The 26,431-nt window shown below is 65.9% G+C and carries 23 protein-coding genes and 1 tRNA gene; 3 read left to right on the forward strand and 21 right to left on the reverse strand.

The window, feature by feature from the left end:
• Positions 1 to 85 precede the first annotated feature (85 nt).
• The 6 genes from C7401_RS11070 to map form a co-directional block, all read right to left on the reverse strand.
• Positions 86 to 403, reverse strand: a complete 318-nt coding sequence (locus tag C7401_RS11070; protein ID WP_112171488.1) for a YXWGXW repeat-containing protein — start codon at positions 401 to 403, stop codon at positions 86 to 88.
• Between the two features lie 257 nt (positions 404 to 660).
• Entirely contained in the window at positions 661 to 915 is a 255-nt protein-coding gene (gene minE / locus C7401_RS11075) for a cell division topological specificity factor MinE (protein ID WP_027795398.1), read from the reverse strand.
• 14 nt (positions 916 to 929) lie between these two features.
• On the reverse strand, positions 930 to 1,745 hold the full coding sequence (gene minD / locus C7401_RS11080; protein ID WP_112171401.1) for a septum site-determining protein MinD: 816 nt from the start codon (positions 1,743 to 1,745) through the stop codon (positions 930 to 932).
• A 101-nt stretch (positions 1,746 to 1,846) separates the two neighbouring features.
• Entirely contained in the window at positions 1,847 to 2,701 is an 855-nt protein-coding gene (gene minC, locus C7401_RS11085) for a septum site-determining protein MinC (protein WP_112171402.1), read from the reverse strand.
• Positions 2,702 to 2,960: 259 nt separating this feature from the next.
• Positions 2,961 to 3,497 (reverse strand): GNAT family N-acetyltransferase, encoded by a 537-nt coding sequence (locus C7401_RS11090; RefSeq protein ID WP_112171403.1) that lies wholly within the window; start codon positions 3,495 to 3,497, stop codon positions 2,961 to 2,963.
• A 142-nt stretch (positions 3,498 to 3,639) separates the two neighbouring features.
• On the reverse strand, positions 3,640 to 4,425 hold the full coding sequence (map, locus tag C7401_RS11095) for a type I methionyl aminopeptidase (protein WP_112171404.1): 786 nt from the start codon (positions 4,423 to 4,425) through the stop codon (positions 3,640 to 3,642).
• Between the two features lie 217 nt (positions 4,426 to 4,642).
• Here map and C7401_RS11100 point away from each other — a divergent pair, with 217 nt between their 5' ends.
• A complete protein-coding gene (locus tag C7401_RS11100; RefSeq protein WP_112171405.1) occupies positions 4,643 to 5,434 on the forward strand; it encodes a glycosyltransferase family 2 protein in 792 nt (263 codons plus the stop codon).
• A gap of 96 nt (positions 5,435 to 5,530) precedes the next feature.
• On the opposite strand, the gene C7401_RS11105 is transcribed toward C7401_RS11100, so the two are convergent.
• The 3 genes from C7401_RS11105 to C7401_RS11115 all read right to left on the reverse strand — a co-directional run bounded on the left by C7401_RS11105 (position 5,531) and on the right by C7401_RS11115 (position 8,489).
• A tRNA-Ser gene (locus C7401_RS11105) sits at positions 5,531 to 5,621 on the reverse strand.
• Between the two features lie 146 nt (positions 5,622 to 5,767).
• Complete coding sequence (serS, locus tag C7401_RS11110; RefSeq protein ID WP_112171406.1) at positions 5,768 to 7,060, reverse strand: serine--tRNA ligase; 1,293 nt, start codon at positions 7,058 to 7,060, stop codon at positions 5,768 to 5,770.
• Positions 7,061 to 7,157: 97 nt separating this feature from the next.
• Positions 7,158 to 8,489 (reverse strand): replication-associated recombination protein A, encoded by a 1,332-nt coding sequence (locus C7401_RS11115; protein WP_112171489.1) that lies wholly within the window; start codon positions 8,487 to 8,489, stop codon positions 7,158 to 7,160.
• A gap of 204 nt (positions 8,490 to 8,693) precedes the next feature.
• Here C7401_RS11115 and cytX point away from each other — a divergent pair, with 204 nt between their 5' ends.
• Complete coding sequence (cytX, locus tag C7401_RS11120) at positions 8,694 to 10,010, forward strand: putative hydroxymethylpyrimidine transporter CytX (protein ID WP_112171407.1); 1,317 nt, start codon at positions 8,694 to 8,696, stop codon at positions 10,008 to 10,010.
• A 76-nt stretch (positions 10,011 to 10,086) separates the two neighbouring features.
• Here the strand turns inward: cytX and bioB are convergent, their stop codons facing one another.
• The 10 genes from bioB to C7401_RS11170 form a co-directional block, all read right to left on the reverse strand.
• Positions 10,087 to 11,187 carry a biotin synthase BioB gene (bioB, locus tag C7401_RS11125; protein WP_112171408.1) on the reverse strand — a complete coding sequence of 367 codons (1,101 nt, stop codon included), beginning with the start codon at positions 11,185 to 11,187 and terminating at the stop codon, positions 10,087 to 10,089.
• A gap of 61 nt (positions 11,188 to 11,248) precedes the next feature.
• Positions 11,249 to 11,962: a dethiobiotin synthase gene (bioD, locus tag C7401_RS11130; protein ID WP_112171409.1), complete on the reverse strand. Its 714-nt coding sequence runs from the start codon at positions 11,960 to 11,962 to the stop codon at positions 11,249 to 11,251.
• Positions 11,959 to 13,176, reverse strand: coding sequence for an 8-amino-7-oxononanoate synthase (gene bioF / locus C7401_RS11135; protein ID WP_112171410.1), 1,218 nt, complete (start codon positions 13,174 to 13,176; stop codon positions 11,959 to 11,961). The genes bioD and bioF overlap by 4 nt, the downstream gene beginning before the upstream one ends.
• A gap of 1 nt (position 13,177) precedes the next feature.
• The gene (gene bioA, locus C7401_RS11140) at positions 13,178 to 14,557 is read right to left on the reverse strand and encodes an adenosylmethionine--8-amino-7-oxononanoate transaminase (RefSeq protein ID WP_112171411.1); all 1,380 of its coding nucleotides are present in this window, start codon (positions 14,555 to 14,557) and stop codon (positions 13,178 to 13,180) included.
• Between the two features lie 440 nt (positions 14,558 to 14,997).
• On the reverse strand, positions 14,998 to 16,395 hold the full coding sequence (locus C7401_RS11145; protein ID WP_112171412.1) for a dienelactone hydrolase family protein: 1,398 nt from the start codon (positions 16,393 to 16,395) through the stop codon (positions 14,998 to 15,000).
• Positions 16,396 to 16,927: 532 nt separating this feature from the next.
• Positions 16,928 to 17,380: a YchJ family protein gene (locus C7401_RS11150; RefSeq protein ID WP_112171413.1), complete on the reverse strand. Its 453-nt coding sequence runs from the start codon at positions 17,378 to 17,380 to the stop codon at positions 16,928 to 16,930.
• Positions 17,381 to 17,513: 133 nt separating this feature from the next.
• Positions 17,514 to 18,191, reverse strand: coding sequence for an SDR family oxidoreductase (locus C7401_RS11155; protein WP_112171414.1), 678 nt, complete (start codon positions 18,189 to 18,191; stop codon positions 17,514 to 17,516).
• A gap of 90 nt (positions 18,192 to 18,281) precedes the next feature.
• Complete coding sequence (locus tag C7401_RS11160; protein WP_112171415.1) at positions 18,282 to 19,478, reverse strand: acetyl-CoA C-acetyltransferase; 1,197 nt, start codon at positions 19,476 to 19,478, stop codon at positions 18,282 to 18,284.
• 44 nt (positions 19,479 to 19,522) lie between these two features.
• Complete coding sequence (gene aceK, locus C7401_RS11165) at positions 19,523 to 21,325, reverse strand: bifunctional isocitrate dehydrogenase kinase/phosphatase (protein ID WP_112171490.1); 1,803 nt, start codon at positions 21,323 to 21,325, stop codon at positions 19,523 to 19,525.
• A 29-nt stretch (positions 21,326 to 21,354) separates the two neighbouring features.
• Entirely contained in the window at positions 21,355 to 21,783 is a 429-nt protein-coding gene (locus C7401_RS11170) for a MerR family transcriptional regulator (protein WP_112171416.1), read from the reverse strand.
• A gap of 297 nt (positions 21,784 to 22,080) precedes the next feature.
• Between C7401_RS11170 and C7401_RS11175 the strand changes: the two genes are divergently transcribed.
• Positions 22,081 to 23,151, forward strand: coding sequence for an MBL fold metallo-hydrolase (locus C7401_RS11175; RefSeq protein ID WP_112171417.1), 1,071 nt, complete (start codon positions 22,081 to 22,083; stop codon positions 23,149 to 23,151).
• Positions 23,152 to 23,239: 88 nt separating this feature from the next.
• Here the strand turns inward: C7401_RS11175 and lolA are convergent, their stop codons facing one another.
• Both lolA and C7401_RS11185 read right to left on the reverse strand, forming a co-directional pair.
• Entirely contained in the window at positions 23,240 to 23,947 is a 708-nt protein-coding gene (lolA, locus tag C7401_RS11180) for an outer membrane lipoprotein chaperone LolA (RefSeq protein ID WP_112171418.1), read from the reverse strand.
• A gap of 78 nt (positions 23,948 to 24,025) precedes the next feature.
• Positions 24,026 to 26,344 carry a DNA translocase FtsK gene (locus C7401_RS11185; protein ID WP_112171419.1) on the reverse strand — a complete coding sequence of 773 codons (2,319 nt, stop codon included), beginning with the start codon at positions 26,342 to 26,344 and terminating at the stop codon, positions 24,026 to 24,028.
• Positions 26,345 to 26,431 lie beyond the last annotated feature (87 nt).

The following is a 26,431-nucleotide window of genomic DNA, read 5'->3' on the forward strand; positions in this document are numbered from 1 at the left end:
GATCGCGAGCGCCGCGACCGCCAGCAGTTTCCTGCTCATGATGTTCTCCTCGATGGCGCTTCGAACACGTTCGTCGGCGCGCGCATCAAGCGGCCCAGTGGCCTTCGACCCAGTGCCAGTTCGGGCCGTGAGCGATCCAGTGGCCGGCCACCCAGTGGTAGCCCACGCGCTCGGCCTGCCAGTGGCCCGCGGCCCACACGTACTGGCCGTGATCCCAGCGCCAGTGGCCCTTGTCCCACACGTAGCCCACGCGCGGCGCGGGCACGACTTCCACGCGCTCGACCGGGGGCGCCGCGCTCGGCTCGACGACGATGATCTCAGCGAACGCGGGCGCCGCGACCGCGCACGTACCGGCGGCAACGATGGCGGCCCTGGCGATGAGAAGGCGAATGGAGTTGTTCATGTTGATCACCCTTGATGTTGGACGCCTGGATTGGCGTTACCGGATCAATGCGCAAGCCCGCCGTTGCGCTGACAGCGGCGGTGTAACGGCGAAGGGTGAAGTGAAACGGAATATTTCGGTAAGGCGACGGCCACGGCAAGGCGCAGCGCTTATGGCAAGAAAACGCAGGGAAGCGAGGAAAAAAACGCACAGGGAAGCAGCGTCTCGCGCGAGCCGCGAGACGGCGCGCGCGACACCCTGGCCGCGCGCGTTGACACTCAGGCCTGCGGAATCTCGATCTTGACCTCGAGCACTTCGAGATCATCCTGACGTTCGAGGCTCACGCGAATATCTTCGTCGGAAATCTTCACGTATTTCGAGATAACCGCGACGAGTTCGCGTTGCAGGGCCGGCAGATAGTCTGCGGGCGGATGGCCGCCTGCTCGCTCGTGAGCAATGATGAGCTGCAGGCGTTCCTTCGCTACCGAGGCGGACTTCTTCTTCTCGCCGAGAAAGAACGAAAGAAACGACATGACGTACGCCTCCCTTACTTGCTACCGAAGAGGCGCTGGAGCAGGCCCGGCTTCTGGTAATCGGTGAATCGAAGCGTCTTGTCTTCGCCGAGAAAGCGCGAGACCACGTCCTTGTACGACTCGGCAACATCGGTGCCGTCGAGATGGACCGCGGGCAGGCCCTGGTTCGATGCGTGCAGCACCGCTTCCGATTCCGGAATCACGCCGATCAGCTCGATGCGCAAGATTTCCGAGATATCCGACAGCGAGAGCATTTCGCCTTCGCTCACGCGCTTGGGGTTGTAGCGCGTAATGAGCAGGTGCTCCTTGATCGGATCCTTGCCTTCGATCGCACGCTTGGTCTTGGACGACAGCATGCCGAGAATGCGGTCCGAGTCGCGCACCGAAGACACTTCCGGGTTCGTCACGATGAGCGCTTCGTCGGCGAAGTGCATCGCGAGCAGCGCGCCCGACTCGATGCCCGCGGGCGAGTCGCACACGATGTACTCGAAGTCCATCTTGCGCAGATCCTCGATCACCTTCTCCACGCCTTCCTTCGTGAGCGCGTCTTTATCGCGCGTTTGCGAAGCGGGCAGGATGAAGAGGTTCTCGCACTTCTTGTCCTTGATGAGCGCCTGATTGAGGTTCGCCTCGCCCTGGATCACGTTGATCAGGTCATACACGACGCGGCGCTCGCAACCCATGATGAGGTCGAGATTGCGCAGGCCCACGTCGAAGTCGATGACCGCGGTCTTGTGGCCGCGCAACGCGAGGCCCGATGCGAAACTCGCGCTCGTGGTCGTCTTGCCGACACCACCCTTGCCCGAAGTCACCACAATGATTTTTGCCATTCCCTTACCTTGCGTTCGTCAGTTTCTCAGTTTGGTCTCATCGCGCGCTGCTCTGGCACTCACGGATTGCATGGGCGCCGCTCCGACGCCCGGGCAGCGACTCAGGTGAGCCTCAACGGTTCGATCAACAGCTTTTCTTCCTCGAGCCGGATTTGCGCCGGCTTGCCCCGCACGTCCTCGGCGAGTGGCACTTCAGTCGTACGGTAGATGCCCGCAATCGAAATCAGTTCCGCCTCGAGGCTCGTGCAGAAAATGCGTGCGTCGTGGTTGCCGTGCACGCCCGCGAGCGCACGGCCGCGCAACGGCGCGTAAATGTGGATGTTGCCCTCGGCGATCACTTCCGCGCCGTTGGAAACGAGGCCGAGCACGACCACGTCGCCCTTCGCGTAGATGCGCTGGCCCGAGCGCAGCGGACGGTCGACCACGAGCGTGGGTTCCGTGCGCGCGCCGCGCGACTCGGCCGCTTCCAGCGTCGCCGTGATTTCGGCGGCGGCAGCGGCGTCGGTATCGGTGGAAAAGAGTTCGGGCTGCGCGGCGGCCTGCGGTGCAGCCGGCTCGGCTGCCGGCGCGTTCGCGGCACTGTGTGCCTCGCTCACTGCCGCCGCTTCGTCCGCAGACGACTTCGCGTTTGCGCCGCGGCGATCGCGCGCTTCGAGAAACGGCAGGCCCGCCGCTGCGGCCCAGCCATGCTGCGCGGGCTGCGCGACCACGCCCACGGGGCGCATGCGCACGCTTTCCAGCAGGCGCGCGATCTCGCCCAAGGCCACCTGCTCGCCGTCGGCGAGACGCCGCAGGTCGATCGCGACGGTGTCGTTAGCGAAGAATTCGGGCGTCGCCTCGAAGCGCCGCGTGAGCTCGGCGCGCATGGCATCGAGCTCGGTTGTCTTGACCACGAACAGAAGCGTATCGACTGAACCGCTCTTCAGTTCAAAGTATGGCGATTTCCTGGGCGACATGGCGTTCGGCTAAAAATTTTGCGTATTTTACAGGCGTCGACGCGCACGGCCATCATTTTTAACGGTGCATTCCGCCAGAATTGCGCAAACAAAAATGCATGAAAAAAGGCGCGCAACGCGCGGCGCCTTCAAATGACGCAAAACCGCGCACAACGACGCCGTGCGCAAGCGCAAATCTTTTCGATTGGGCACTGCATGGGACACCGCTCGTGGCGAGCGATGAAGGACGACGCCGCACGCGCAGGCGCGCGGCCCTCTTTCACGCGGAGGTCGCGGATTTCGTAGGCTCGCCGAGGCTGCGCATGAGCAGCGTTTCCCACTGCTCGGGCTGCTGCTGGCTGCGCGCGTGATCGCCGGTGGCCACGAAACCGAGGCGCTCATAGAAGCGCATGGCCGTGGTGTTCGTGTCGGTGATCCACGCGTAGGCCTGCGTGGCGCCCTCGCTCACGAGCCAGTCGATCGCGCTGTTGAGCAGCAGCTCGCCGCCGCTCAGATGACGCACGGCGGGCGCGACCCACAGCGCCGAGACGAACGCGCGCCGCGCCGGCGCGTTTTCGAAGCTCGCGCCGATCAGGCCGGCAGGATGGCCCTCGGTATAAAGAATGAACGACGTACCGGTGTGCGAGACCGCATGCCGGGCCGCCGCTGCGTCGAAGACAGCGGCATCGGCGGATAGCGCGTCTTCGAGCGTGTCGCCGAATGCATAAGGCGCGTCGCGCAGCGAAGCTGTTCGAAGCTCGCGGAGCACGGCACCCTGATCGGCGGCGATACGGCGAACGGTCAGTGACGGACTCATGCAGTCGTAAACCCCAATAAAGCGCTAACGCGTAGCTTTAACCGAACTGGCTTGAGAGTCAAATCCTTATTTGACAAAAACGCGCGCGCGACGCCGCGCGCAACAGCCTTGACAGACGGCCCGGGAACCCGCACAACCGCGCTCACGGGGCCTCGTAGGCGCCCGTGCCGTCCGGCCAGGGGGTCAGCAGTTCGTAGCCCTCGTCGGTCACGGCAACCATGTGTTCCCACTGCGCGGAAAGCGAACGGTCCTTGGTGACCACCGTCCAGCCGTCGCGCTGCACCGTGGTGCCCGCGCGGCCCGCGTTGACCATCGGCTCGATCGTAAACACCATGCCCGGCTTCAGGCGCACGCCCTGCCCCGGCTGGCCGTAGTGCAGCACCTGCGGCTCCTCGTGATACACCTTGCCGATGCCGTGGCCGCAATACTCGCGCACGATCGAGAAACCATCGGCCTGGGCACGCTTCTGGATGGCGTGCCCCACGTCGCCGAGCGTCGCGCCCGGCTTCACCTCGCGAATGCCGGCCAGCATCGCCTCGTAGGTCGTGTCGATCAGCTGACGGCCCACCGTGCTCGGCGTGCCGACGCAGTACATGCGGCTGGTGTCGCCGAAATAGCCGTCCTTGATGACGGCCACGTCGATATTGATGATGTCGCCGTCCTTGAGCACCTCGTTGCGGTTCGGAATGCCGTGGCAGACCACCGAGTTGACCGAGGTGCAGATCGTCTTCGGAAAGCCGAGGTAGCCGACATTGGCCGGCACGGCCTTGAGCGTGTTGACGATGAAATCGTTGCAGATGGCGTCGAGGTCGTCGGTGGAGACGCCAGGCTTCACGTGCTCGCCGATCATCGCGAGCACGTCGGCGGCGAGCCGGCCCGAAATGCGCAGGCGGGCGAGATCGTCGGCAGACTTGTAGGTGATAGGCATCGGTGGACCGAGGTGGGCGCGGCGGCGCGCGAGCGCTTCGCCGCAAATTCAAAGGTGCGATTGTACCGGCTGTGCCGCCTTGTACCAGCGCCGTGGCTTTGGCGGCGCGGCAGTCCTCCGCCGCTGCGCGCGGAATTTTCAGATATCTCCGATTGTTCGAGCACAAGCCGCCGTCAAGAATGGGAAATATCTTACATCGCAAGCTGCCAATCCGATCATGACCTCAAGTAATCCCTCCGCCGCCGCAACGAATGCGGCGCTCAACCTCCTGATTGCGCTACCCACGTACGACAACTCGGTGCACTTCGACTTCGCCATGGCGCTCGCGCGGCTGATGGAAACGCTCAAGGAGCGCGGCATCCGCTACGAGTACATTCATACGGCCTCGTCGCACATCATCCGCGCGCGCAATTTTTTCGCGAATTATTTCTTGAGCCATCCTGAGTTCACGCATCTCCTCTTTCTCGACACGGACATGGACTTCTCGCGCGAAGCGATCGAGCGCCTCATCGCCGGCGACAAGCCCGTGGCGGGCGTCGCCTGCCCGTACCGTTATTTCGACCGGGAAAAGCAGATCACGAGCGCCGACGTGGGGCTCACGCTGCGCGAATGGCAGGAGAAAACGGTGGACTACAACACGGCGATTCTGGCCAATGAAGCGGGCGGCAGCGTCGTATCCGGCGGCTGGGCGGAAGTGAGCCACATCGGCACGGGCATTTTCCTCGTGCGCCGCGACGCGCTGGAGGCCATCCTGCCGCACACCGAGCTCTACCGCCCGCCGGCCCAGTACGCAGGCTATCTGCCGGACGGCAAGTTCTACGCGTTCTTCGACACGGTCGGTGAAAAGGGCGTGTATCTGTCGGAGGATCTGTCGTTCTGCCGGCGCGTGCGCGCGGCGGGCAAGTCGGTGTGGGCGCTCGTCGACGAGAAGATCGTGCATCACGGCGGATCGTCGATCTCGGGCACGTACCTGCGCGCGCTGGAAATGCGCGGACACATGCGCAAGTGAGGGCAAGTGAACGTGCGCTGCGGCATGCGAGCCGTGCCGGAGCGCCGAAAAGCAAAAACCCCCGCAGCGGTTAAGCATGCGGGGGTTTTCTGAATTTGGCGGAGAGGGTGGGATTCGAACCCACGGTACGGGGAAACCGTACGCCTGATTTCGAGTCAGGTACATTCGACCACTCTGCCACCTCTCCGGGCTACTGCATTTTTACTGCTTCTCCGGTCTTGGTCGGCGACCAGAGAAGCGGAGATTATAGAACATATTTTGCGTTACGCAAGCCCTTTTTTAAAAAATTTCGAGGGCAAGCGCATCACATGTTCCGCGCCGTGCAGCGCTGTTTCAGGCGCCCGCTTCGAGACGCGCCACGCCGCCCATGTACGGCCGCAGCACTTCCGGCACCGTGACCGAGCCGTCCGCTTCCTGGTAGTTCTCGAGCACGGCCACGAGCGTACGGCCCACCGCGAGACCCGAACCATTGAGCGTATGCACGAGCTCCGGCTTGCCTTGCGCGTTGCGATAGCGTGCCTGCATGCGGCGCGCCTGGAACGCTTCCGTATTCGAGCAGCTCGAAATTTCCCGGTAGGTGTTCTGCGCGGGCAGCCACACTTCGAGGTCGTACGTCTTGGTGGCCGAGAAGCCCATGTCGCCCGTGCACAGCGTGATGACGCGGTACGGCAGGCCGAGCTTCTGGAGGATGGTTTCCGCGTGGACGACCATCTGCTCCAGCGCGTCATACGACGTTTCCGGGGCAACGATCTGCACCATTTCGACCTTGTCGAACTGGTGCTGACGGATCATGCCGCGCGTGTCGCGGCCGTACGAGCCGGCCTCCGAGCGGAAGCACGGGGAATGCGCCGTGAGCTTGATCGGCAGCGCGCTGCCTTCCACGATGCTCTCGCGCACCGTGTTCGTGAGCGAGATTTCCGAGGTCGAAATCAGGTACTGCGTAACCGTGTTCTCGCCGCCGCCCTTCTCCACGCGGAACATGTCGTCGGCGAACTTGGGCAACTGGCCCGTGCCGTAGAGGATTTCCGGGTTGACGATGTAGGGCGTGTAGGTTTCCGTGTAGCCGTGCTCGAGCGTATGCGTGTTGATCATGAACTGCGCGAGCGCACGGTGCAGGCGCGCGATCTGGCCGCGCAGCATCGTGAAGCGCGCGCCCGACAGCTTCGCGCCCGTCTCGAAGTCCAGACCGAGCGGCGTGCCGACGTCCACGTGGTCCTTCACCTCGAAGTCGAACGCGCGCGGCGTGCCCCAGCGGCGCACTTCGACGTTGTCGCTTTCGTCCTTGCCGGCCGGCACGCTTTCGTGCGGCAGGTTCGGCACGCCGAGCAGCAGGTCGGAGAGCTTCGACTGGATTTCGTCGAGCTTGGCGGCCGACGTCTTCATCTCGTCGCCGATACCGCCCACTTCGGCCATGACCGCCGAGGTGTCCTCACCGCGGCCTTTCATCGCGCCGATCTGCTTCGACAGGCTGTTGCGGCGCGCCTGGAGCTCTTCGGTGCGGGTCTGGATGGCGCGGCGTTCCGCTTCGAGCGCGGAAAAAGCCGCGACGTCGAGGGTATAGCCGCGGTCGGCGAGGCGCTTCGCGACGCCGTCGAGGTCTTTGCGCAGCAGCTGGATGTCGAGCATGGGATTGTGAGACGCAGTTTCGTTGTGTGAAGGGACGATTTTAGCGCACCGGCCGGGGCATCCCGGCGTGACGGGCGTCACCGTGATTTACGTCGATTCAGCCCTTGCGCTTTCTCTCGCGGATTTCTTCCCGGTGGTCTTCGCGCCACCGCGCGTCGAGGTCGGCCAGACGCGCGAGCTTTTCGCCGATCTTGCCTTCGAGTCCGCGCGGCGTGGGCTGATACCAGCGCGGCTCGCGCATGCCGTCGGGCAAATACGTTTCGCCGGCCGCATACGCGTCGGGTTCGTCGTGCGCGTAGCGGTATTCGTGGCCGTAGCCCAGTTCCTTCATGAGCTTGGTGGGCGCGTTGCGCAGATGGATGGGCACCGCGCGCGACTGGTCCTTGCTCACGAAGCGCCGCGCCTCGTTATAGGCGTTGTAGCCCGCGTTCGATTTGGGGGCCACGGCGAGATAGATCACGGCCTGCGCGAGCGCGAGTTCGCCTTCGGGCGACCCCAGGCGCTCGTAGGTCTCGGCGGCGTCGAGCGTGATGCGCCCGGCGCGCGGGTCGGCCAGACCGATGTCCTCCCACGCCATGCGCACGATGCGCCGCGCGAGATAACGCGGGTCGGCGCCGCCGTCGAGCATGCGGCAGAACCAGTAGAGCGCGCCGTCCGGGTTGCTGCCGCGCACCGACTTGTGCAGCGCGCTGATCTGGTCGTAGAACGCGTCGCCGCCCTTGTCGAAGCGCCGCAGGTTTTCGGCGAGCGCGCTGCCGAGCAGTTCGCCGTCGATCTCGGTCTTCTTCTGCTGTGCGGCCGCGCGCGCGACGATTTCGAGGTTGTTCAGGAGCTTGCGGCCGTCGCCGTCGGCGGAACCGATCAGCGCCTTCTTCGCTTCGTCCGTGAACGTGAGGCCGCCCAGTTCCGCGCTCGCGCGGGCCAGCAGTTCGCCCTGCTCCTCCTCGTCGAGGCTCTTGAGCACGTACACCGCCGCGCGAGAGAGCAATGCGCTGTTCACCTCGAACGACGGATTCTCCGTGGTCGCGCCGATGAACACGAAGAGGCCCGACTCCACGTGCGGCAGGAAGGCGTCCTGCTGGCTCTTGTTGAAGCGATGGACTTCGTCGACGAACACGAGCGTCTGGTGCCCGCGCGCGCGATGCAGTTGCGCCTGCTCCACGGCCTCGCGGATATCCTTCACGCCCGAGAGCACCGCCGAGAGCGCGATGAATTCGGCGTGGAACGCGTCGGCCATGAGGCGCGCGAGCGTGGTCTTGCCCACGCCCGGCGGGCCCCAGAGAATCATCGAATGCGCTTCGCCCGACTCGAACGCGACGCGCAGCGGCTTGTTGGGCCCGAGCAGATGCTTCTGGCCGATGACCTCGTCGATGGAGCGCGGGCGCAGCCGTTCGGCGAGGGGGACGTTGGCACGGGTTTCTTCAAACATGACGTTTTCGCGATAATGACGGCTTTCCGGCAGGCCAAGCGCTTGCGGCGAATTCGGGGACACAGTCCCGTCGCCGCAAAGCAGCCTGCCGCACCGGATGCAGTCGTGCATTATGACAGCGTGCGCCGCGGCGCGAGACGCGGGCTCCATCGCTCAGGCTGACGGAACCGGATAAAACAGACAAAACCCAGGGAAGCGTTCCACATGACTCAAGATTCGCACGCCGGCGATGCCGGCTCCACCTACGCGCCGAACGTGCCCGTGCCCGACGCGCGCCGCCAGTTCCGCACCGGCGACGCCTTCGCGCTGTGGTTCTCGCTCGGCATCGGCCTGCTGGTCGCGCAGGCGGGCGCGCTGCTCGTGCCCGGCCTCTCGCTGCCGCACGCGCTCACGGCCATCGCGCTCGGCAGCGTGATCGGCGTCGTGCTGCTCGCGCTCGCGGGCGTGATCGGCACGGACACGGGACTCGCGGCCATGTCGTCGCTGCGCCCCACGCTCGGCATTCGCGGCGCGTCGGTTCCGGCCGTCATCAACATGGTGCAGCTCGTGGGCTGGGGCTCGTTCGAGATCATCGTGATGCGCGACTCCGCCGACGCGCTCGCCAAACAAGCCTTCAATCTGTCGATGCCGCTCGTCTGGACCGTGATCTTCGGCCTTCTGGCGACACTGCTTGCCATCAGCGGCCCGCTCTCGTTCGTGCGGCGCTTCCTGCGCACGTGGGGCATCTGGCTGCTGCTCGCAGGCGCGGCCTGGCTCACGTGGAGCCTGCTCGTGAAGCACGATCTTGGCGCGCTGATGCGCCGCCCCGGCACGGGCGAAATGCCGTTTGGCAGCGCCATCGACCTCGTGGTGGCCATGCCGCTCTCGTGGCTGCCGCTCATCGCCGACTACACGCGCTTCGGCCGCAAAGCGGGCGAAACCTTCCGTGGCACGCTGTTCGGCTACGGTATCGCGAACCTGTGGTTCTATGCGCTCGGCGCGATTTACGTCCTCGCGGCAGGCGGCGGCGACGCGCTGCTCACCACGGCGCTCGCCCAGGCCGGCGGTGGCCTCGCGCTGCTGCTCGTGCTGATCGACGAAATCGACAACGCCTTCGCCGATATCCACTCGGCCGCCGTTTCGACCGGCACGTTCTGGACGCGTGCGAGCGTCCCCTGGCTCTCGGCCGCGTTCGGCGCGCTGTGCACGCTGATCGGTCTGATCGTGCCGATGGCGAAGTACGAGAACTTCCTGCTTTTCATCGGCTCGGTGTTCGCGCCGCTCTTCGGCGTCGTGCTCGCCGATCACTTCATCGTGCGCCGCCGCCGCATCGACGCGCAGGCGCTGGCCGATCTGAACGGCGCGTATGGCTATTCGGGCGGCTGGCACGTGAGCGCGTTCATCGCATGGGCGCTCGGCATCGGCGCGTATCATGCGCTCAACCAGTGGCTGCCGAATCTCGGCGCGACGCTGCCCGCGCTCGTGGTCGGCGCGCTGTGCTATCTCGTGCTCACGGGTCGTCGGCGCGCGGCTTACGCCTGAGGCGCTGGACTTCGATTGCGCCATAAAAAAACGCCACGAATCGTGGCGTTTTTTCTTTCTGGCGACGTGTCAGGCGTCACTCGCAATGGCCGCAGCCGCCATGATGCGCGTGATGCTCGTGATGCTCGTGATGCGCGTGATGCGCGTGGTCATCGGCAGGCAGATGCTGCGCGGCCTGCGCGCTGATGCCCAGACGCTGCAACAGCTTGCGGTCGGCTTCCGCCTGCGGATTGCTCGTGGTGAGCAACTGGTCGCCGTAGAAAATCGAGTTCGCGCCCGCCATGAAGCACAACGCCTGAAGCGCGTCGTCCATCTGCTCGCGGCCGGCCGAGAGGCGCACCATCGCCTTGGGCATCGTGATGCGGGCCACCGCGATCGTGCGCACGAACTCGAACGGGTCGATCGGCTCGGTGCCTTCGAGCGGCGTGCCGCTCACCTGCACGAGATTGTTGATGGGCACCGACTCCGGGTACGGCTCCATGTTCGCCAACTGCGCGATCAGGCCCGCGCGCTCGCGGCGCGATTCGCCCATGCCGACGATGCCGCCGCAGCACACGTTGATGCCCGCGTCGCGCACGCGCTCGAGCGTCTCGAGGCGGTCGTCGTAGGTGCGCGTCGAAATGATCTTGCCGTAGAACTCGGGCGACGTGTCGAGGTTGTGGTTGTAGTAGTCGAGGCCGGCTTCAGCGAGCGCCTTCGCCTGGTGGTCTTCGAGCATGCCAAGCGTCACGCAGGTCTCCAGACCCATCGCTTTCACGCCGCGAATCATGTCCTTGATCGGCTCGAGGTGGCGATCCTTCGGATTGCGCCATGCCGCGCCCATGCAAAAGCGCGTCGCGCCGTTGGCCTTGGCCGCGCGCGCCGCGTCCAGCACGGCGCCGACTTCCATCAGCTTGCCAGCCTCCAGTTCCGTGTCGTGATGCGACGACTGCGGGCAGTACGCGCAGTCTTCCTCGCAGCCGCCGGTCTTGATCGAGAGCAGCGTGGAAAGCTGCACCGCGTTCGCGTCGAAATGCTCGCGATGCACCTGTTGCGCGCGGAACATCAGATCGTTGAACGGCAGCTCGTAGAGCGCGGCGACGTCGGCGACGCGCCAGCGTGCGTTCGCTTCTGCTGCGGCTTGCGCGCTCGGCGCGGTTTGCTTGAGCGCGGTGAGGTCGATGTGGGTTTGCGTCATGGTGTCGTGGTCCTTCTTTATGACTGGGCGCTCAGTGCCATTCGTACACTAAGCGCGTACATTAAGCGGCGCGCACGCGCAGGCGTGCGAGCAACGTGTCGATGTTCAGGTGTCCTGCCGCATCGTCGGCGCTCGCGCCGCGCATGTGCGGCACGACGCCGATGAGCGGCGCGCCGTACTGGGCGGCGAGGCGCTCGCGCAACGCGTCGATGTTTTCCTCGGGGAACGTCATGGCCGGATCGATGCGGTTCGCGACCCAGCCCGCGAGCGTCAAGCCGCGCGCGGCGATCGCCTCGGCGGTGAGCAGCGCGTGGCTGATGCAGCCAAGCCGCATGCCCACCACGAGCACCACGGGCAAGCCGAGCGCGACGGCGAGATCGGCGGTGTCTTCGGTCGCCGTGAGCGGCACGCGAAACCCGCCCACGCCTTCCACGACAACCGCGTCCGCGCGCTCGCACGCCTGCGCGTGAGCGCTGACGATGCGCGCCATGTCGAGCGTCACGCCTTCCAGTGCCGCGGCGATATGCGGCGCGGCGGGCTCCTTTAGCAGAAAGGGCGTGCGCATCTCCGGCGGCAACAGCACGCTCGCGGCGGCGTCGAGTTGATCGGCGTCCTCGTTGTGCCAGACGCCGTCACGCTCGTACGCGCCCGCGGCGATGGGCTTGAGCGCCGTGGCGCGCAGCCCCGCATGCGTGAGGCCGCGCAACAAGGCCGCGCTCACAAAGGTCTTGCCGATCTCGGTATCGGTGCCGGTGACGAACAGCGAAACCGTCATACCGCAAGCTCCCGCGCGTTTGTGCGTGCCTTGAGCGCATCAAGGCTCGCGCGTTGCAGCGAAGCGTTCAGGCGGTCGAGATCCGCATCCGAATGCGCGGCCGAGAGCGAAATGCGCAGGCGCGAGGTGCCCTCGGGCACGGTCGGCGGCCGGATCGCGGGAACCCAGAGGCCGTCGCGTTCGAGCGTGGCCTGGAGAGCGAGTGTCGCCTCGTTGGCGCCGATCACGAGCGGCTGCACGGCCGTATGTGAATCCACCGGCTGCCAGCAAGTATCGTTGAGCAGCGAGCGCGTGCGAGCGATGAGATGCTTCAGATGCGCGCGCCGTGCATCGCCCTCCTCGCCTTCGATCAGACGCAGGCTCGCGGACACCGCGTGCGCCACCGCCGGCGACGAAGCCGTCGTGAAGATATACGGCCGCGCGCGCTGCACGAGCCATTCGATCACGGTGCCGTGCGCGCAGACGAACGCGCCCGACACGCCCGCCGCCTTGCCGAGCGTGCCGACCATCACGAGATGCTCCGAGCGCAGCGCGGCTTGCGCCAGCGCGCCGCGACCTTGCGGGCCGAGCACGCCGAAGCCGTGCGCGTCGTCCACCACGAGCCATGCGCCATGCTGTTCCGCCAGCTCGACGAGGCGCGCGAGCGGCGCGACATCGCCGTCCATGCTGAACACGGTGTCGCTCACGATCACTTTCGCGCTGGCATCCGAGGCTTCGAGCATCGCGGCGAGCGCCGCCATGTCGGCGTGCGGATAGATCGCGATCTCGGCGCGCGAGAGCCTCGCGCCGTCGATCAGCGAAGCGTGGTTGAGCGCGTCGGAGAAGATCGTCGTGCCGCGGCCCGCGAGCGCCGTGAGCACGGCGAGATTCGCCATGTAGCCGGTGCTGAAGTACAGCGCGCGCGGCGCGTCGATAAAGGTGCCCGCGAACGCCGCGAGATCGTCTTCGAGCTGCGCGTGCGCGCGCGAGTGGCCGCCCAGCAGATGCGAGCCGCCGCTGCCCGCACCGTAGCGCTGGGCGCCTTCGGCAATGGCCGCGGCCAGTTGCGGATGCGCGGCGAGACCGAGATAGTCGTTACTCGCGAAGCCGATGGTCGCGCGGCCGTCCACCTGCATATGGGCGCTGCAAGGCGTGTCGGCGGTGCGGCGGCGGCGGCGCAGGCCGCGCGCGTCGATCTCGCGCAGGCCTTGTTCGAGGGTGTGGAGCAATGTCATATCAGAGGTCCTCCGCGACGGTGGCGTCGAACGTCTCGCGCGTGCGGGTTGCGAGGAACGCCTGTGTTTCGTTGTCCAGAATATAAGGCGGCATGACGTAGACCGTCGTGCCAATCGGGCGCAGCAGCAGTTCGCGCTGCAACGCGTTTTCGAAGAAGCGGCGTGAAAACGTGGCCGCGCGCTGCGGGTCCGCGAGCGCGACATCGAACGCGAGAATCGTGCCGCACTGGCGCAGGTTGTGCACGAGCGGGTGCGCCGCGAACGGCTCGAACAGCGCACGCAGTTGCGCCGACTTGCGCGTGTTCGCAGCGAGCACGTCGTCGCGCTCGAACAGATCGAGCGTGGCGAGCGCCGCTCGGCACGCGAGCGGATTGCCCGTGTACGAATGCGAATGCAAAAAGCCGCGCGTCGTATCGTCGTCGTAGAACGATTCGTAGATGGCGTCGCGCGAGAGCACGATCGAAAGCGGCAGATAGCCGCCGCTAATCCCCTTCGAAAGCGTGAGCAGATCGGGCCACACGCCCGCCTGCTCGCAGGCGAAGAACGTGCCGGTGCGCCCGCAGCCCACGGCGATTTCATCGGCGATCAAGTGCACGCGGTGGCGGTCGCACAGCGCGCGCAGGCCCTTGAGATACGCGGGATCGTGCATGGCCATGCCGGCCGCGCACTGCACGAGCGGCTCGACGATCAGCGCGGCGATGCGGCCTTCGCGCTCGAGGAAAAGGCGCTCGACATCGGCGAGCGCACGGCCCGCGACATCCGCCGCCGTTTCGCCGGACTGCGCCGCGCGTGCGTCGGGCGACGCGACCACATGCGCGTGGTGCAGCAGCGGATCGTAGGCGTCGCGGAACAGCTTCACGTCGGTCACGCCGAGCGCGCCGATGGTCTCGCCGTGATAGCTGTTGGCAAGACAGACGAATTCGCGCTTGTCGTTCTCGCCACGATTGCGCCACGAATGAAAGCTCATCTTCAGCGCGATTTCAACGGCCGATGCGCCATCGGACGCGAAAAACGCATGGCCGAGCACGCCACCCGTCAGCGCCGAAAGACGCTCGGCAAGCTCCACCGCGGGCTCGTGCGTGCAGCCCGCGAGCATCACGTGCTCCAGCGTGTCGAGCTGCGCCTTGAGCGCGGCATTGATCGAAGGATTGGCGTGGCCGAAGAGGTTCACCCACCACGAACTGATCGCGTCCAGATAACGGCGATCCTCGCGGTCATGAAGCCACGGCCCGTCGCCGCGCGCGACCGCCACGAGCGACAAACGCTCGTGGTGCTTCATCTGGGTGCAGGGATGCCACACGGCGCGCAGGCTGCGCGCGACCCAATCGGTCGCGGCGTGCGCGGCGCGCTCCTCGCGGGCAAGGTTCGATTGCGAATTCAAGTACGACTCCCGATACGACAGCGGGACCGAGATTAGCCTGTTCGCTGCCGCAATGCACTACCCCGAAAATCGCCCGCAAAGCCACGCCGGAGCGACGTTTGGCGCATTTCATGGCAGCTCGGAGCCAATCGAAAACAAAGACCCGAAATGCGCGGAGATGACGACGGCAAAGTGAACCCGCCTTATGCAAAAAAATCTGCGGCGCGGTGTGAAAATGCAGAACGAGTGGCCGCGCGCACGCCATTTTTGGCGACGCTCGGCATACAGGAGACAAGTGAGAAGCACGACGACCAGGCGCCACGCGGACGCTCAGGCAGGCGCTCGGGCAGGCACGTCGGCAGACGCTCAAACCGGCGCAGAACGGCGGGCGGCAATGAAAAGCAAAACGGCCCGATATCGGGCCGTTTTGCTGAAACAGGTGAGGAAACGGGAAACGGGTCTTATCGGCTCGCGAGCGAGTGGCCGCCAACGTCGGCGTTGCCGTTGTCCGCCGTGGCGTGCGCGTTGTCGTCGTCGCCGTTCTGGGCGGTCTGCGTGCCGCCATTGTTCCAGACCACCGCGTTGTTCACGGCGTAGAGGCGGCACGGATCGGCGCTGTGCTTCTCGCAGTTCGCGATGGCCACGGCCATCGGGTTGTCGCCGCCCTCGGCCCACGACCACGCGCCGGAGTCCGACACCGCGAACGCGCGGCTCGGATACTGCTTGAGGAAGTTGCGATAGCCGTCGCGGCCCGCCTGATCGACGAAGGGCACCGCGCCCACCGAGTCGATCTGCGCGTAACCGGTGCCATGCGGCGCGACCGGCGCCGCCACGCGGTACTGAACCGCCGTGGGCAGGCCCTGGCTGGCGAGGAACGCCTCGACCGTGGGCCACCAGATCTTCACGCCGTCGCGGTCGCCCACGAGGCGATGCGCGTCGTTCTTGTACGAGCCGAAGTCCACGAGCTTCGCGAGCGCGGCAGGGTGATTCTCACCCGTTTGCGCATCGCGGTACGCGGCGAACATCTTCGTGACGAGATCGGGCGACCAGACCGAGTCGTTGTCGCCGTAGAGCCAGAGCGAGGCCACGCGCGCCTTGCCGCCGTAGTCGCCGAACGCCTGGGTCAGGTTGTTCTGCCAGCCCGTGCAGGCGTCCTGGCGCAGTCCGCCCGAGAAGTTGATGAGGGCGCGCACGCCCTTCGCGGCCTCGGTGCCGTAGGCCATGGTGGCGAGGCCGCCGTGCGACGTGCCCGCCACCACAATCTGGTTGGCGTCGACATACGGCTGCTTCGACATGTAGGCGATGGTCGCGGCGACATCGGCCGCCTGGCCGAGCCCGTTGCCCGCGACGTTGCAACCGTCCTGCTGGTACGAGCCGCCCGAATCCGCGAAACCCTGACGGTTCGGCGCGACGACCACGTAGCCGCGGCTCACGAATTCGCGCGCGAAAGAAAGCGGGTCGCTGCGCGCCTGAAGGCGCGGGTCGCCGGGAATCTTGCCGTGGTTGAAGATCACCATCGGGAAGGGGCCGGGGCCGTCCGGGCGATAAATCGTGGTTTCGAGCGTGACGTCGCCGGCGGCGTCCACGGGCACGCGGATCACCTGCTCGTTCATGTCCGAGTGCACGGCGGGCAGATAGGCGTCGTCGAGCGCGAGACGCGGCACGTTGGCGTTACCGAGGGGACCGCCCGAGAGGTTCGAGCGGGAAGCGTCGGCGGCGTGCGTCGACGCGGCGCTGGCCGCGTGCTGCGAGTTCACAGGCGCACTTGCCGGTTCGGAAAGCGACGCAGCGTGCGCGACCGAAAGCAGACACGCTGTGCCGGCTACAACCCACCCGGTAAGGAGCTTTCTGAACGCCATACGCGACACCCACCTGCAAAAAACCTGCTGTGAACCCGACTTCCGTCCGACCCGGCCCAACCCGACCGCAGCGCCCTTTCCGGGCACAACGAAACACCGTGGCGCCTGGCCGGGAAGCCAGGTGCGCTTGTGTGACCCGTTACGGGGGAGTAAACCGACCGGAATACCTGCGCGGCGCAGTGCTATCTTCGATCAGACCCGCCGCCAGCACCCGTTTGCAATCGATAGAAGCACACGCAAAATCACGTTTTCACTATGCGCTTACGTATCGAATCGGACACCGTGATTACATACTCGCACGACAAATAATTGTTGTGCAATTGAGGGGTAACCCGGCATAAGGCGTGCCAACGGCACGCAAGCCCGCTGGAGCGGCGTGTGCGCGGCTTTGGGCTTGAGCGCGGGGGGCGCGAAAAATAAAAAAGACGTGGATTGCGAGCGTCGCGCACGGGCAACACTCGCCGGATTCGTTCAGTAAGTGCTTGTTTGCAAAGGCGTTACTACTGACGCTATGGCAGCGGCAGGCGCTCCATCAGTCAGATGAAACATCGCCATCGACATAGCGCCAGCAGCCGTCGTCGCCGCGCGTGAAGCGGCTCGTTTCGTGCAGCCGGTAGGCACGGCCGCCGGTTTTGTAGCGCGCGACGAATTCGACGATGGCGTGCGTGTCGTCGCGCTGCTCGTGGCGCTTGATGGCGAGACCGAGCCAGCGCGGCGCGCCTTCGGCGGCGGGATCGACATCCAGATCGGCCGGGCAGGTTTCGGGTGCCCACGTCGCGCGTAAATAGGGATCGACGCCCAGAACGTACGCCGTGTAGCGCGAGCGCATCAGTTCCAGCGCGGTGGCGGGCACGGCCGCTTCGTCGATGAAGCGGCCACAGCATTGTGCGTAGCGCGGCGCCTTGGCGCCCGGTTTCTGATTGGGCGCGGCACCGCCGCAAGGACAGTCGGCGGGCCGGGCGGCGCGCGGGATTTCAGCGATCATCGGTTCAGGGCTCCGTTCGCGGGCCGCGCGGGGCTTGCGCGGCTCCTGCAAGCGCGTGGCGGCAACGCATGGCGTGCGGGACGCCATCGCCCCGCTACGCGAGGCCGCAAGCGTAGCGCAGGCGCACGGCGCTTTACCAGTCGAGCTCGGTGCCGTCGTACTGGAAGAAGCGGCCGTTGAAGACATCGCGCGCCGCGGCCGCCTCGGCCACCACCTCGCGCATGCCCGCGACGCTCGCCGCCGGGTCGATCGCCGCATGCGCGCCGCCCATGTCGGTGCGCACCCAGCCCGGATGCAGCGCGACGCAGGTGGCGCGGCGCGTTTGCAGCGAGGTGATCTTGAGTACGTCGTTGAGCGCGGCCTTGCTCGCGCGATAGAGCCAGCCCGTCGTGCCCGTGGTCTCGGCAATGCTGCCCATGCGGCTCGACAGCACGGCAAGCACGCCGTGAGTGTCGTCCACGAGCGGCAGCAGGACCGGGATCAGTTGCATCGGACCGCGCACGTTGGTGTTCATCACGTATTCGAAGTCCTCGGCCGTGATGGTCTCGACACCTTCGGTACGCGGGCCATAGACGCCGGAGACGATGAGCGCCACGTCGAGCCGCTCGCTGTCGAGCTTCAAGCCGAACGCCGCAATGTCCTCGGGCCGCGCGATGTCGAGCTGGAAGGTCTGCGCGCCGATTTCGCGCAAGGCCTCGAGGGCTTCGGGCCCGCGCGCCGTGGCCAGCACGCGCCAGCCGGCCTTCGCATACTGCCGAGCGAACTCGAGACCCAGGCCCCGCGACGCCCCTACGATCAACGCTGTTTTCATCTCGCCACCTTTCCCGTATCTGCCGTGAAGCCGTTGCGGCGCACCACTTCTTTGCCGTTGAAAACGCGGCGCGCCGGATCCGGCACTAGCCTACAGCAGTTCGACGCCCATCGCCGTGGCTTCGCCGCCGCCGATGCACAGCGTCGCCACGCCGCGCTTCAGACCGCGCGTGCGCAGCGCGCCGATCAGCGTCACGAGAATGCGCGCGCCCGAGGCGCCGATCGGGTGGCCGAGCGCGCACGCGCCGCCGTTCACGTTGACCTTTTCGTGCGGCAGGTCATGCGCCTTCATCGCGGCCATCGTGACCACGGCAAACGCTTCGTTGATCTCGTAGAGATCGACGTCGCTCGCCTTCCAGCCGGTCTTCCCGAACAGCTTGTTGATCGCGCCCACGGGCGCCGTCGTGAACTTCGACGGTTGTTGCGCGAAGGTGGCGTGCCCCGTCACGCGCGCGAGCGGCGTGAGGCCGAGCTGCTTCGCGGTCGATTCGCGCATCATCACGAGCGCCGCCGCGCCGTCCGAAATCGACGACGAGTTCGCGGCCGTCACCGTGCCGGTCTTGCTGAACGCGGGCTTGAGCGTCGGGATCTTGTCGAGGTTCGCCTTGAAAGGTTGCTCGTCGCGCTCGATGGTCGTCTCGCCCGCGCGCGAGGCCACCTTCACCGGCGCGATTTCCCAGGCGAACGAGCCGTCTTCGTTGGCGCGCTTCGCGCGCTTGAGCGACTCGATGGCGAACGCATCCTGGCGCTCACGCGAAAAGTCGAACTCGCCCGCGCATTCTTCCGCGAACGTGCCCATGAGGCGGCCCTTGTCGTAGGCGTCTTCGAGGCCGTCGAGGAACATGTGGTCGAGCACCTGGCCGTGGCCCATGCGCATGCCCGCGCGCGCCTTCGGCAGCAGGTACGGCGCGTTCGACATGCTCTCCATGCCGCCCGCCACGATCACATCGGCCGAGCCCGCCAGCAGCATGTCGTGCGCGAACATCGCCGCGCGCATGCCCGAGCCGCACATCTTGTTCACCGTCGTCGCGCCCGCGGCGAGCGGCAGGCCCGCGCCGAGCGCCGCCTGGCGCGCGGGCGCCTGGCCCTGCCCCGCGGGCAGCACGCAGCCCATCACCACCTCGTCGACCTGCTCTGGCTTCAGGCCCGCGCGCTCCACGGCCGCCGCGATCGCCGCCGCGCCGAGCTGCGGCGCGGTGAGCGACGCGAAGTCGCCCTGAAAACCGGCCATCGGCGTGCGCGCCGCCGAAACGATCACGATGGCGTCCTGCTTTTGCGTCTCACTCATGTTTCTGCTCCTTGATGAATCCGGGTCAAACGTGTTGGCTTCGCTCACGCCACGCGCACCGCAGGCGCGTCGTCGCGCGCGAAGCGTTCCGGGTAGCGCACGCTAAAGCGTATCGATGTGTCATAGGGAAAGCAGTCCGGCACCTCGCCCGCCATGAGCCGCGCGCGGCTTTCCTGCCAGAGCGCGGGCTCGAAGAAGTCCGCGTGATGCGCGAGAAACGCGCGCTGCACACGCGGGTCGCCAAGCAAAAAGGTGCCGTAGGTTTCCGGGAAGATGTCGTGCGGGCCGACCGCGTACCACGGCTCGCCCGATAGTTCGTCTTCCTCATTACGCGCGGGCGGCACGGCGCGCACGTTGCAGTCGGTGAGGTATTCGATCTCGTCGTAGTCGTAGAACACCACGCGGCCGTTGCGCGTCACGCCGAAATTCTTGTAGAGCATGTCGCCCGGAAAAATGTTCGCGCGCAGCAGGTCTTTCACCGCATTGCCGTATTCGCGGATGCCGTGTTCGACCTCCGCGTCGCTGCCATTCTGCAAATAGAGGTTGAGCGGCACCATGCGCCGCTCGATGTACACATGGCGGATCACGAGGTTCTCGCCCTCGTATTCGATCATCGAAGGCGCGAGCGTTTCCAGTTCGCGCACGAGCGCGTCGTCGAGCCGCGCGACAGGCAGCGCCACACTCGAATATTCGAGCGTGTCGGCAAGCCTGCCCAGGCGGTCGTGACGCTTGACGAGCCGGTACTTCGCCTCGACCTGCTCGCGCGTGGTCTCCTTCGGCGCGGGGAAGCTGTCCTTGATGACCTTGAACACGTAGGGGAACGAAGGCAGCGTGAACACGATCATCACCATGCCGCGGATGCCCGGCGCGGCGATGAACAGGTCGCTCGAATGCGAGAGGTGGTGCAGCAGGTCGCGATAAAACAGGTTCTTGCCCTGCTTCTGCAAGCCAAGCGACGTATAGATCTCGCCCTTCGCCTTGCGCGGCATGACGGTGCGCAGAAACGCCACGTAGGCCGACGGCACCTCCATGTCCACGAGGAAATAGGAGTGCGAGAAGCTGAACAGAACGAGCAGTGGCTCCGTGCGCAGCAGCACCGTATCGAGCGCGAGCTTGCCGCCCTCCACATGACGGATCGGCACGACGAGCGGCGCGAGCAGATCGCCGTTGATGATGCGCCCGACGATATACGCGCCCTGATGGCGAAAGAACAGCGACGAAAGCACGTGAATCTGGAAGTTCGGCTTCGGCTCGATCACGCCGAAGGTCTCGAGCATCGTTTGCATGATGCAGTCCACGTCGCGCCCGAGGTCCTCGAACGGCGTTTCCAGCTGGAAATTCGTGACGATGCGCGCAAGCGTCGCCGCGAGCCCGTCCTTACCCGGATAGTAAGCGCGGTACGTCGGCTTCGCGGCAGGCTCGTCGTTCTCGATGTATTCCGTCGAGATCGCGGGCCGCACGAAGATGAAATCGTTGTTGAAGTACGAGCGATGCAGGATCTTGCAGCACACGGAGTTGAAGAACGTCTCCGCGCATTCGGGCTGCCGGTGGGCCGTGAGCAGGCCGATGTAGTGCAGCTTGATCTGCTGCCACACTTCGTCGTCGATGCTCTCGGCGTCGTACTCGTCTTCGAGCGCGCACACACACTCCTTCACGCGATCGTCATAGGAGGCAATGCGCTCGCGCGCGAGCCGCTGCAAGGCGTGCCAGTCGGCCGCCTCGAAGAACGCCCTCGCCCGCACCGCCGCCTCGCAAAAGTTGCGGTAGTGGCGGTTGAAACCGTCGAGCATGGTCTGCGCGACATCGAAGCCGATCTGCGAGGAAAGCAGTTTCGGGAAATGTTTCATGGCGGCCATGACCGTGCGGCGCGCGAGCCTCAGGTTTTCGCGCCGGCGTGCGCGTGCGCTTCGCGCTCGCGCGCCGCGTTCTTGTCGAGCAGCGCGCGCGCCTGCGCCTCGTACTGCGCGAGGTCTTCGAGCGTCGCGTCGAGGTCGGCGCGCTGGCGCTCGAGTATGTCGCGGTGATGCACGACCGTGTCGAGGAAGGCCTGAAGCTGCGGCAGCGTGTCGGTGGGCGATTCGTAGAGATCGAGCAGCGTGCGGATTTCGGAGAGCGTGAAGCCGAGGCGTTTGCCGCGCAGCGTCAGCTTCAGCCGCGTGCGATCGCGCCCCGAAAATACGCGCTTGAGACCGCCCGCGCCTTCACGGCTCGGCGCAAGCAGGCCCTGGTCCTCGTAGAAGCGGATCGCGCGCGGCGTCACGTCAAATTCCCGGGCGAGTTCGGTAATCGTGTACTGGGTCGTCATGGTGGGCGAAGTGCGGCTGGCCCGGCGCGCTCAGCAAAGCGGCGCGTAGGGCGATAGAATCGACGTTTACGTTATCGTCAACTACGCGGTTGCGCAACCGGCGCGGGAAAACCCGGAGACATCACATTGGTAAGCGTTCCCTGCAAAAATGCCGCAATGCAGCGACAATGGAACGGCGCGGCGGCGGTTGCGGCCGGCGGTTGCGGCCGATGGCGCCCGACAGCGCCGATGTGCCCCCCGATCGCGCCCGATAACAACATCCCTGCACGGGATCAGAGTCAGGAGAAGACACCCCCAATGAACGCCCTCGAACACCAGCTCGACTATCCCTACGCCGACACCCTGCCGGAGCCCGGCCTCGCCTTCGACGTCGCGCCCGGCGTGAAATGGCTGCGCATGCCGCTGCCGTTCGCGCTCGACCACATCAACCTCTGGCTGCTGCGCGACGAAATCGACGGCCAGCAAGGCTGGACCGTGGTGGACTGCGGCATCACCAACGACACCATCAAGGCCCGCTGGGAAGCGGTGTTCGACCACCAGCTCGAAGGCCTGCCGGTGCTGCGCGTGATCGTCACGCACTGCCACCCGGACCATATCGGCCTCGCGCACTGGATTTGCGCGGGCGGCGACAAAAAGCGCTGGGACGTCCGGCTGTGGGCCACGCTCGGCGAATACATGCAGGCGCGCGTGATGGCCGCCGGCGACGGCTCGAACGCGGGCGGCGAAGGCGCAGCGCGCCACTTCGCCCGCCACGGCCTGGCTGACGAGGCCTCGCTCGACCAGTTGCGCAACCGCCGCGGCTACTACGGCAACCTCGTGCCGGCGCTGCCCGGCCAGTACCGCCGCCTGCGCGAAGCGGACACGGTGGCCATTGGCGGGCGCGACTGGCGCGTCATCACGGGCTACGGGCATTCGCCCGAGCATTGCGCGCTGTTCTGCGAAGAAACCGGCGTGCTGATCTCCGGCGACATGGTGCTGCCGCGCATCTCGACCAACGTCTCGGTGTTCGACATGGAGCCGGAAGGCAATCCGCTCGGCCTGTACCTCGAATCGCTCGGCCGCTACGAGACGCTGCCCGAGAACACGCTCGTGCTGCCCTCGCACGGCAAGCCGTTCCGCGGCGTGCGCACGCGCATCGCGCAACTGCGCGCGCACCACGACGCGCGTCTCGCCGAAGTCGTCGAGGCTTGCGAGCGCACGCCGCAAAGCGCCGCCGACATCGTCCCGATCATGTTCAAGCGCGAGCTCGACATCCACCAGATGACCTTCGCGATGGGCGAGGCGCTCGCGCACCTGCATCTGCTCTGGCTCGCGGGCAAGGTCAAGCGCGCGACCGGCGCGGACGGCGTGGTGCGGTTCTCGGCCTGAGGCCGCACTCGGAAGGCACGCGCAACGAAAAACGGGCGGCCCGTGTGGGACCGCCCGTTTTTTGTTTCCAGCGAGGCGCGCAGCCGGTTTAGTTCGAGCCGCCCGTGATCAGATCGGCGCCCTTCGGCCGCACGAACTTGAAGGCGGAAGCCGGCAGCGACGGATTCTTCTCGATGTTGGAGAACGTGAGCAGCGTCACGTTGCCGAACACGTCGTGCAGTTCCATCGCCTCGAGGTTGCCGTCGCGAAAGCCGATGCCCACGCTCTTGAACTGCGTGTCGTTCGACTTCGGAATCAGCTCCAGCCAGTCGATGCCGTTCTTCACGCCCGCGTCGGACAGCGTGAAGTTCTTCTCCAGATCGTTGCTGCCGAACAGGATCGCCGCCGGGCTCGCGCCGAGCGCGCCGCCGAGCTTGCGCTCGGTGACCTGGTTCAGGTCCTTGTCGTAGACGTAGAGATTGTCGCCGTCCGATTGCAGCAGTTGCTGATACGGCTTCTCGTACGACCAGATGAACTTGCCGGGCCGTGAAAACACGAACGTGCCGCTCGACGTCTTGGCGTTCAGCGTTGCGGTGGCGATGGCGTCGCTCGCGTTCTTTGCGTTCGAGGGCGCCTTCAGCTCGCGCTGCACGAAATTGCCGCGCGCGGCGTGCACCTGGGAAACGAACTGCTTGAGTTGATCGGTGCCGCTCGCATACGCCTGCGAGACCATCAGGACCGACGCGCCGAGCACGGCGAAAAGCGCGCGGCGCGCCGTGCGCGCAAAGCGGGTCGGTTGTCCAGCGGGATACTGCATCTATCGTTCTCCAGGAGGAAATATCTTTGGCAGGCGGGGAAGCCGCGCAGGCACGCAAAGCGGCGTGCCCGGCGTGGCTTATTCGGCGTCGCGGTTGGGCGTGAGGATCTCGCGGTTGCCGCTCGACGACATCGCCGAGACGAGCCCCGACTGCTCCATTTGTTCCAGCAGCCGCGCCGCGCGGTTGTAGCCGATGCGCAGGTGCCGCTGCACGAGCGAAATCGACGCGCGGCGATTCTTGATCACCACTTCGACGGCCTGATCGTATAACGGGTCGGACTCGTCGCCGGTGCCACTGGTTCCCGCAGCCGAGCCCTCGTCGCCTTCGCCCCCTACGCCGCCTTCGAGAATGCCCTCGATATAGTTCGGCTCGCCCTGCTCCTTGAGCTTGTCGACCACGCGGTGGACTTCGTCGTCGGCGACGTACGCGCCGTGCACGCGCACGGGCATGCCCGTGCCGGGCGGCAGATAGAGCATGTCGCCCATGCCGAGCAGCGACTCGGCGCCCATCTGGTCGAGAATCGTGCGCGAGTCGATCTTCGAGGACACCTGGAACGCGATACGCGTCGGCACGTTAGCCTTGATGAGGCCGGTAATCACGTCCACCGAGGGGCGCTGCGTAGCGAGAATCAGGTGGATACCCGCCGCGCGCGCCTTCTGCGCGATACGCGCGATCAGCTCTTCGACCTTCTTGCCGACCACCATCATGAGGTCGGCGAGTTCGTCGATCACCACCACGATATGCGGCAGCTTCTGGCACGGTTCCGGATCGTCCGGCGTGAGGCTGAACGGGTTCGGAATCTTCTCCTCGCGCTTGTTCGCCTCTTCGATCTTGTTGTTGTAGCCCGCGAGATTGCGCACGCCCAGCTTGCTCATGAGCTTGTAGCGCCGCTCCATCTCGGCCACGGTCCAGTTCAGCGCGTTGCCGGCCTGGCGCATGTCGGTCACGACCGGACAGAGCAAATGCGGAATGCCTTCGTAGACGCTCATTTCGAGCATCTTCGGGTCGATCAGGATCATGCGGACCTGCTCGGCGCTCGCCTTGTACAGCAGCGAGAGGATCATCGCGTTGATGCCCACCGACTTGCCCGAGCCGGTCGTGCCGGCCACGAGCAGGTGGGGCATCTTCGCGAGATCGGCGCACACCGGCTTGCCGCCGATGTCCTTGCCAAGGCCCATGGTGAGCGCCGAAGGCGCGTCGGCATAAACCGCCGAGCCGAGGATTTCCGAAAGGCGCACGGTCTGGCGGCGCTGGTTCGGCAGTTCCAGCGCCATGAAATTCTTGCCCGGAATCGTTTCCACCACGCGAATCGAGACGAGCGAGAGCGAGCGCGCGAGATCCTTGGCGAGATTCACGATCTGGCTGCCCTTCACGCCGGTCGCGGGCTCGATTTCGTAGCGCGTGACGACCGGGCCCGGGTACGCGGCCACCACGGCCACGTCCACGCCGAAGTCCTTGAGCTTCTTCTCGATCAGGCGCGAGGTGAATTCGAGCGTGTCGTCGGAGATGGTTTCCTGCGCGACCGGCGGCGCATCGAGCAGCGAGATCGCGGGCAGCGTGGAGTCCCCCGGCAGGTCCTTGAAAAGCGGCACCTGGCGTTCCTTTTCCACGCGCTCGGAGCGCTGCGGCGTGACCACGGGCGGCACGATCGTAACCGGCTCGTGCTCCTCGATCTTCACGCGGCCGCGCTCGACCTTGCCTTCGCGCTTCACGGCCGCCGCTTCGCCGAGCTTGCGGTCGCGGCCCGCCTCGCGGCGCAGCCGGGCCATCGTCACGGCGTTGATGATGGATTCGCCCACCCGCTCGGACACCGAGAGCCACGAAAAACGGAAGTACAGCGAGAGGCCGATCGCCAGCGCGATCAACAGCGCGAGCGTGCCGCCCGTGAAGCCGAGCGCATGCGAGACGCCGCGCGCGACGGCGCCGCCCACCACGCCGCCGGGCGCCTGGGGCAGTTGCACCTTGAGCGACCACATGCGCAGCGCTTCGATGCCGCAGCTCGAAAGCATGACAAGCACGAACGACAGGCCTTCGGCAAGCCAGCTGATGTCGCGCGGCTTGTCGTCGTCATCGTCGGCAATCGCCTCGTGGCGCGTGATGCGTTGGTAGTTCGCCGAAATGAGGCGCCCGAGCAGCACGATCCACCAGTACGCGGAGAGGCCGAACAGCAGCAGCAGGATGTCCGAGACGCGCGCGCCGACGCGCCCCGCCCAGTTCGAGATATGGTCGACCTGAGCGGCGTGGGTCCAGCTCGGGTCATGGCGGCTGTAGCTGATGAGCGCCATGAGCAGGAACACGCCGAGCGCGACCTGCAAAATCCAGCGGATTTCGGTGAAAAGGCGCGACATGCGGTGAGGCAATGCCTGCGCCTGCGCGGAAAAGGGAGCTTTTGCCATTGATCCTGGGCTGATTCTTGATGCGTTTGCGGTCCGCCAGTCCTTGCGTATGCCCGAAAACCCCGGGCAGACGGGCGCGGCCGCCGT

The organism is Paraburkholderia unamae, from assembly GCF_003268775.1.
Lineage (GTDB): Bacteria > Pseudomonadota > Gammaproteobacteria > Burkholderiales > Burkholderiaceae > Paraburkholderia > Paraburkholderia unamae.

What these genes read in the sequence shown, in the direction of transcription:
- C7401_RS11070 (WP_112171488.1), bottom strand. Translation starts at nt 403, where the DNA reads ATGAACAACTCCATTCGCCTTCTCATCGCCAGGGCCGCCATCGTTGCC.
- minE (WP_027795398.1), bottom strand. Translation starts at nt 915, where the DNA reads ATGTCGTTTCTTTCGTTCTTTCTCGGCGAGAAGAAGAAGTCCGCCTCG.
- minD (WP_112171401.1), bottom strand. Translation starts at nt 1,745, where the DNA reads ATGGCAAAAATCATTGTGGTGACTTCGGGCAAGGGTGGTGTCGGCAAG.
- minC (WP_112171402.1), bottom strand. Translation starts at nt 2,701, where the DNA reads ATGTCGCCCAGGAAATCGCCATACTTTGAACTGAAGAGCGGTTCAGTC.
- C7401_RS11090 (WP_112171403.1), bottom strand. Translation starts at nt 3,497, where the DNA reads ATGAGTCCGTCACTGACCGTTCGCCGTATCGCCGCCGATCAGGGTGCC.
- map (WP_112171404.1), bottom strand. Translation starts at nt 4,425, where the DNA reads ATGCCTATCACCTACAAGTCTGCCGACGATCTCGCCCGCCTGCGCATT.
- C7401_RS11100 (WP_112171405.1), top strand. Translation starts at nt 4,643, where the DNA reads ATGACCTCAAGTAATCCCTCCGCCGCCGCAACGAATGCGGCGCTCAAC.
- serS (WP_112171406.1), bottom strand. Translation starts at nt 7,060, where the DNA reads ATGCTCGACATCCAGCTGCTGCGCAAAGACCTCGACGGCGTCGCGAAG.
- C7401_RS11115 (WP_112171489.1), bottom strand. Translation starts at nt 8,489, where the DNA reads ATGTTTGAAGAAACCCGTGCCAACGTCCCCCTCGCCGAACGGCTGCGC.
- cytX (WP_112171407.1), top strand. Translation starts at nt 8,694, where the DNA reads ATGACTCAAGATTCGCACGCCGGCGATGCCGGCTCCACCTACGCGCCG.
- bioB (WP_112171408.1), bottom strand. Translation starts at nt 11,187, where the DNA reads ATGACGCAAACCCACATCGACCTCACCGCGCTCAAGCAAACCGCGCCG.
- bioD (WP_112171409.1), bottom strand. Translation starts at nt 11,962, where the DNA reads ATGACGGTTTCGCTGTTCGTCACCGGCACCGATACCGAGATCGGCAAG.
- bioF (WP_112171410.1), bottom strand. Translation starts at nt 13,176, where the DNA reads ATGACATTGCTCCACACCCTCGAACAAGGCCTGCGCGAGATCGACGCG.
- C7401_RS11145 (WP_112171412.1), bottom strand. Translation starts at nt 16,395, where the DNA reads ATGGCGTTCAGAAAGCTCCTTACCGGGTGGGTTGTAGCCGGCACAGCG.
- C7401_RS11150 (WP_112171413.1), bottom strand. Translation starts at nt 17,380, where the DNA reads ATGATCGCTGAAATCCCGCGCGCCGCCCGGCCCGCCGACTGTCCTTGC.
- C7401_RS11155 (WP_112171414.1), bottom strand. Translation starts at nt 18,191, where the DNA reads ATGAAAACAGCGTTGATCGTAGGGGCGTCGCGGGGCCTGGGTCTCGAG.
- C7401_RS11160 (WP_112171415.1), bottom strand. Translation starts at nt 19,478, where the DNA reads ATGAGTGAGACGCAAAAGCAGGACGCCATCGTGATCGTTTCGGCGGCG.
- aceK (WP_112171490.1), bottom strand. Translation starts at nt 21,325, where the DNA reads ATGAAACATTTCCCGAAACTGCTTTCCTCGCAGATCGGCTTCGATGTC.
- C7401_RS11170 (WP_112171416.1), bottom strand. Translation starts at nt 21,783, where the DNA reads ATGACGACCCAGTACACGATTACCGAACTCGCCCGGGAATTTGACGTG.
- C7401_RS11175 (WP_112171417.1), top strand. Translation starts at nt 22,081, where the DNA reads ATGAACGCCCTCGAACACCAGCTCGACTATCCCTACGCCGACACCCTG.
- lolA (WP_112171418.1), bottom strand. Translation starts at nt 23,947, where the DNA reads ATGCAGTATCCCGCTGGACAACCGACCCGCTTTGCGCGCACGGCGCGC.
- C7401_RS11185 (WP_112171419.1), bottom strand. Translation starts at nt 26,344, where the DNA reads ATGGCAAAAGCTCCCTTTTCCGCGCAGGCGCAGGCATTGCCTCACCGC.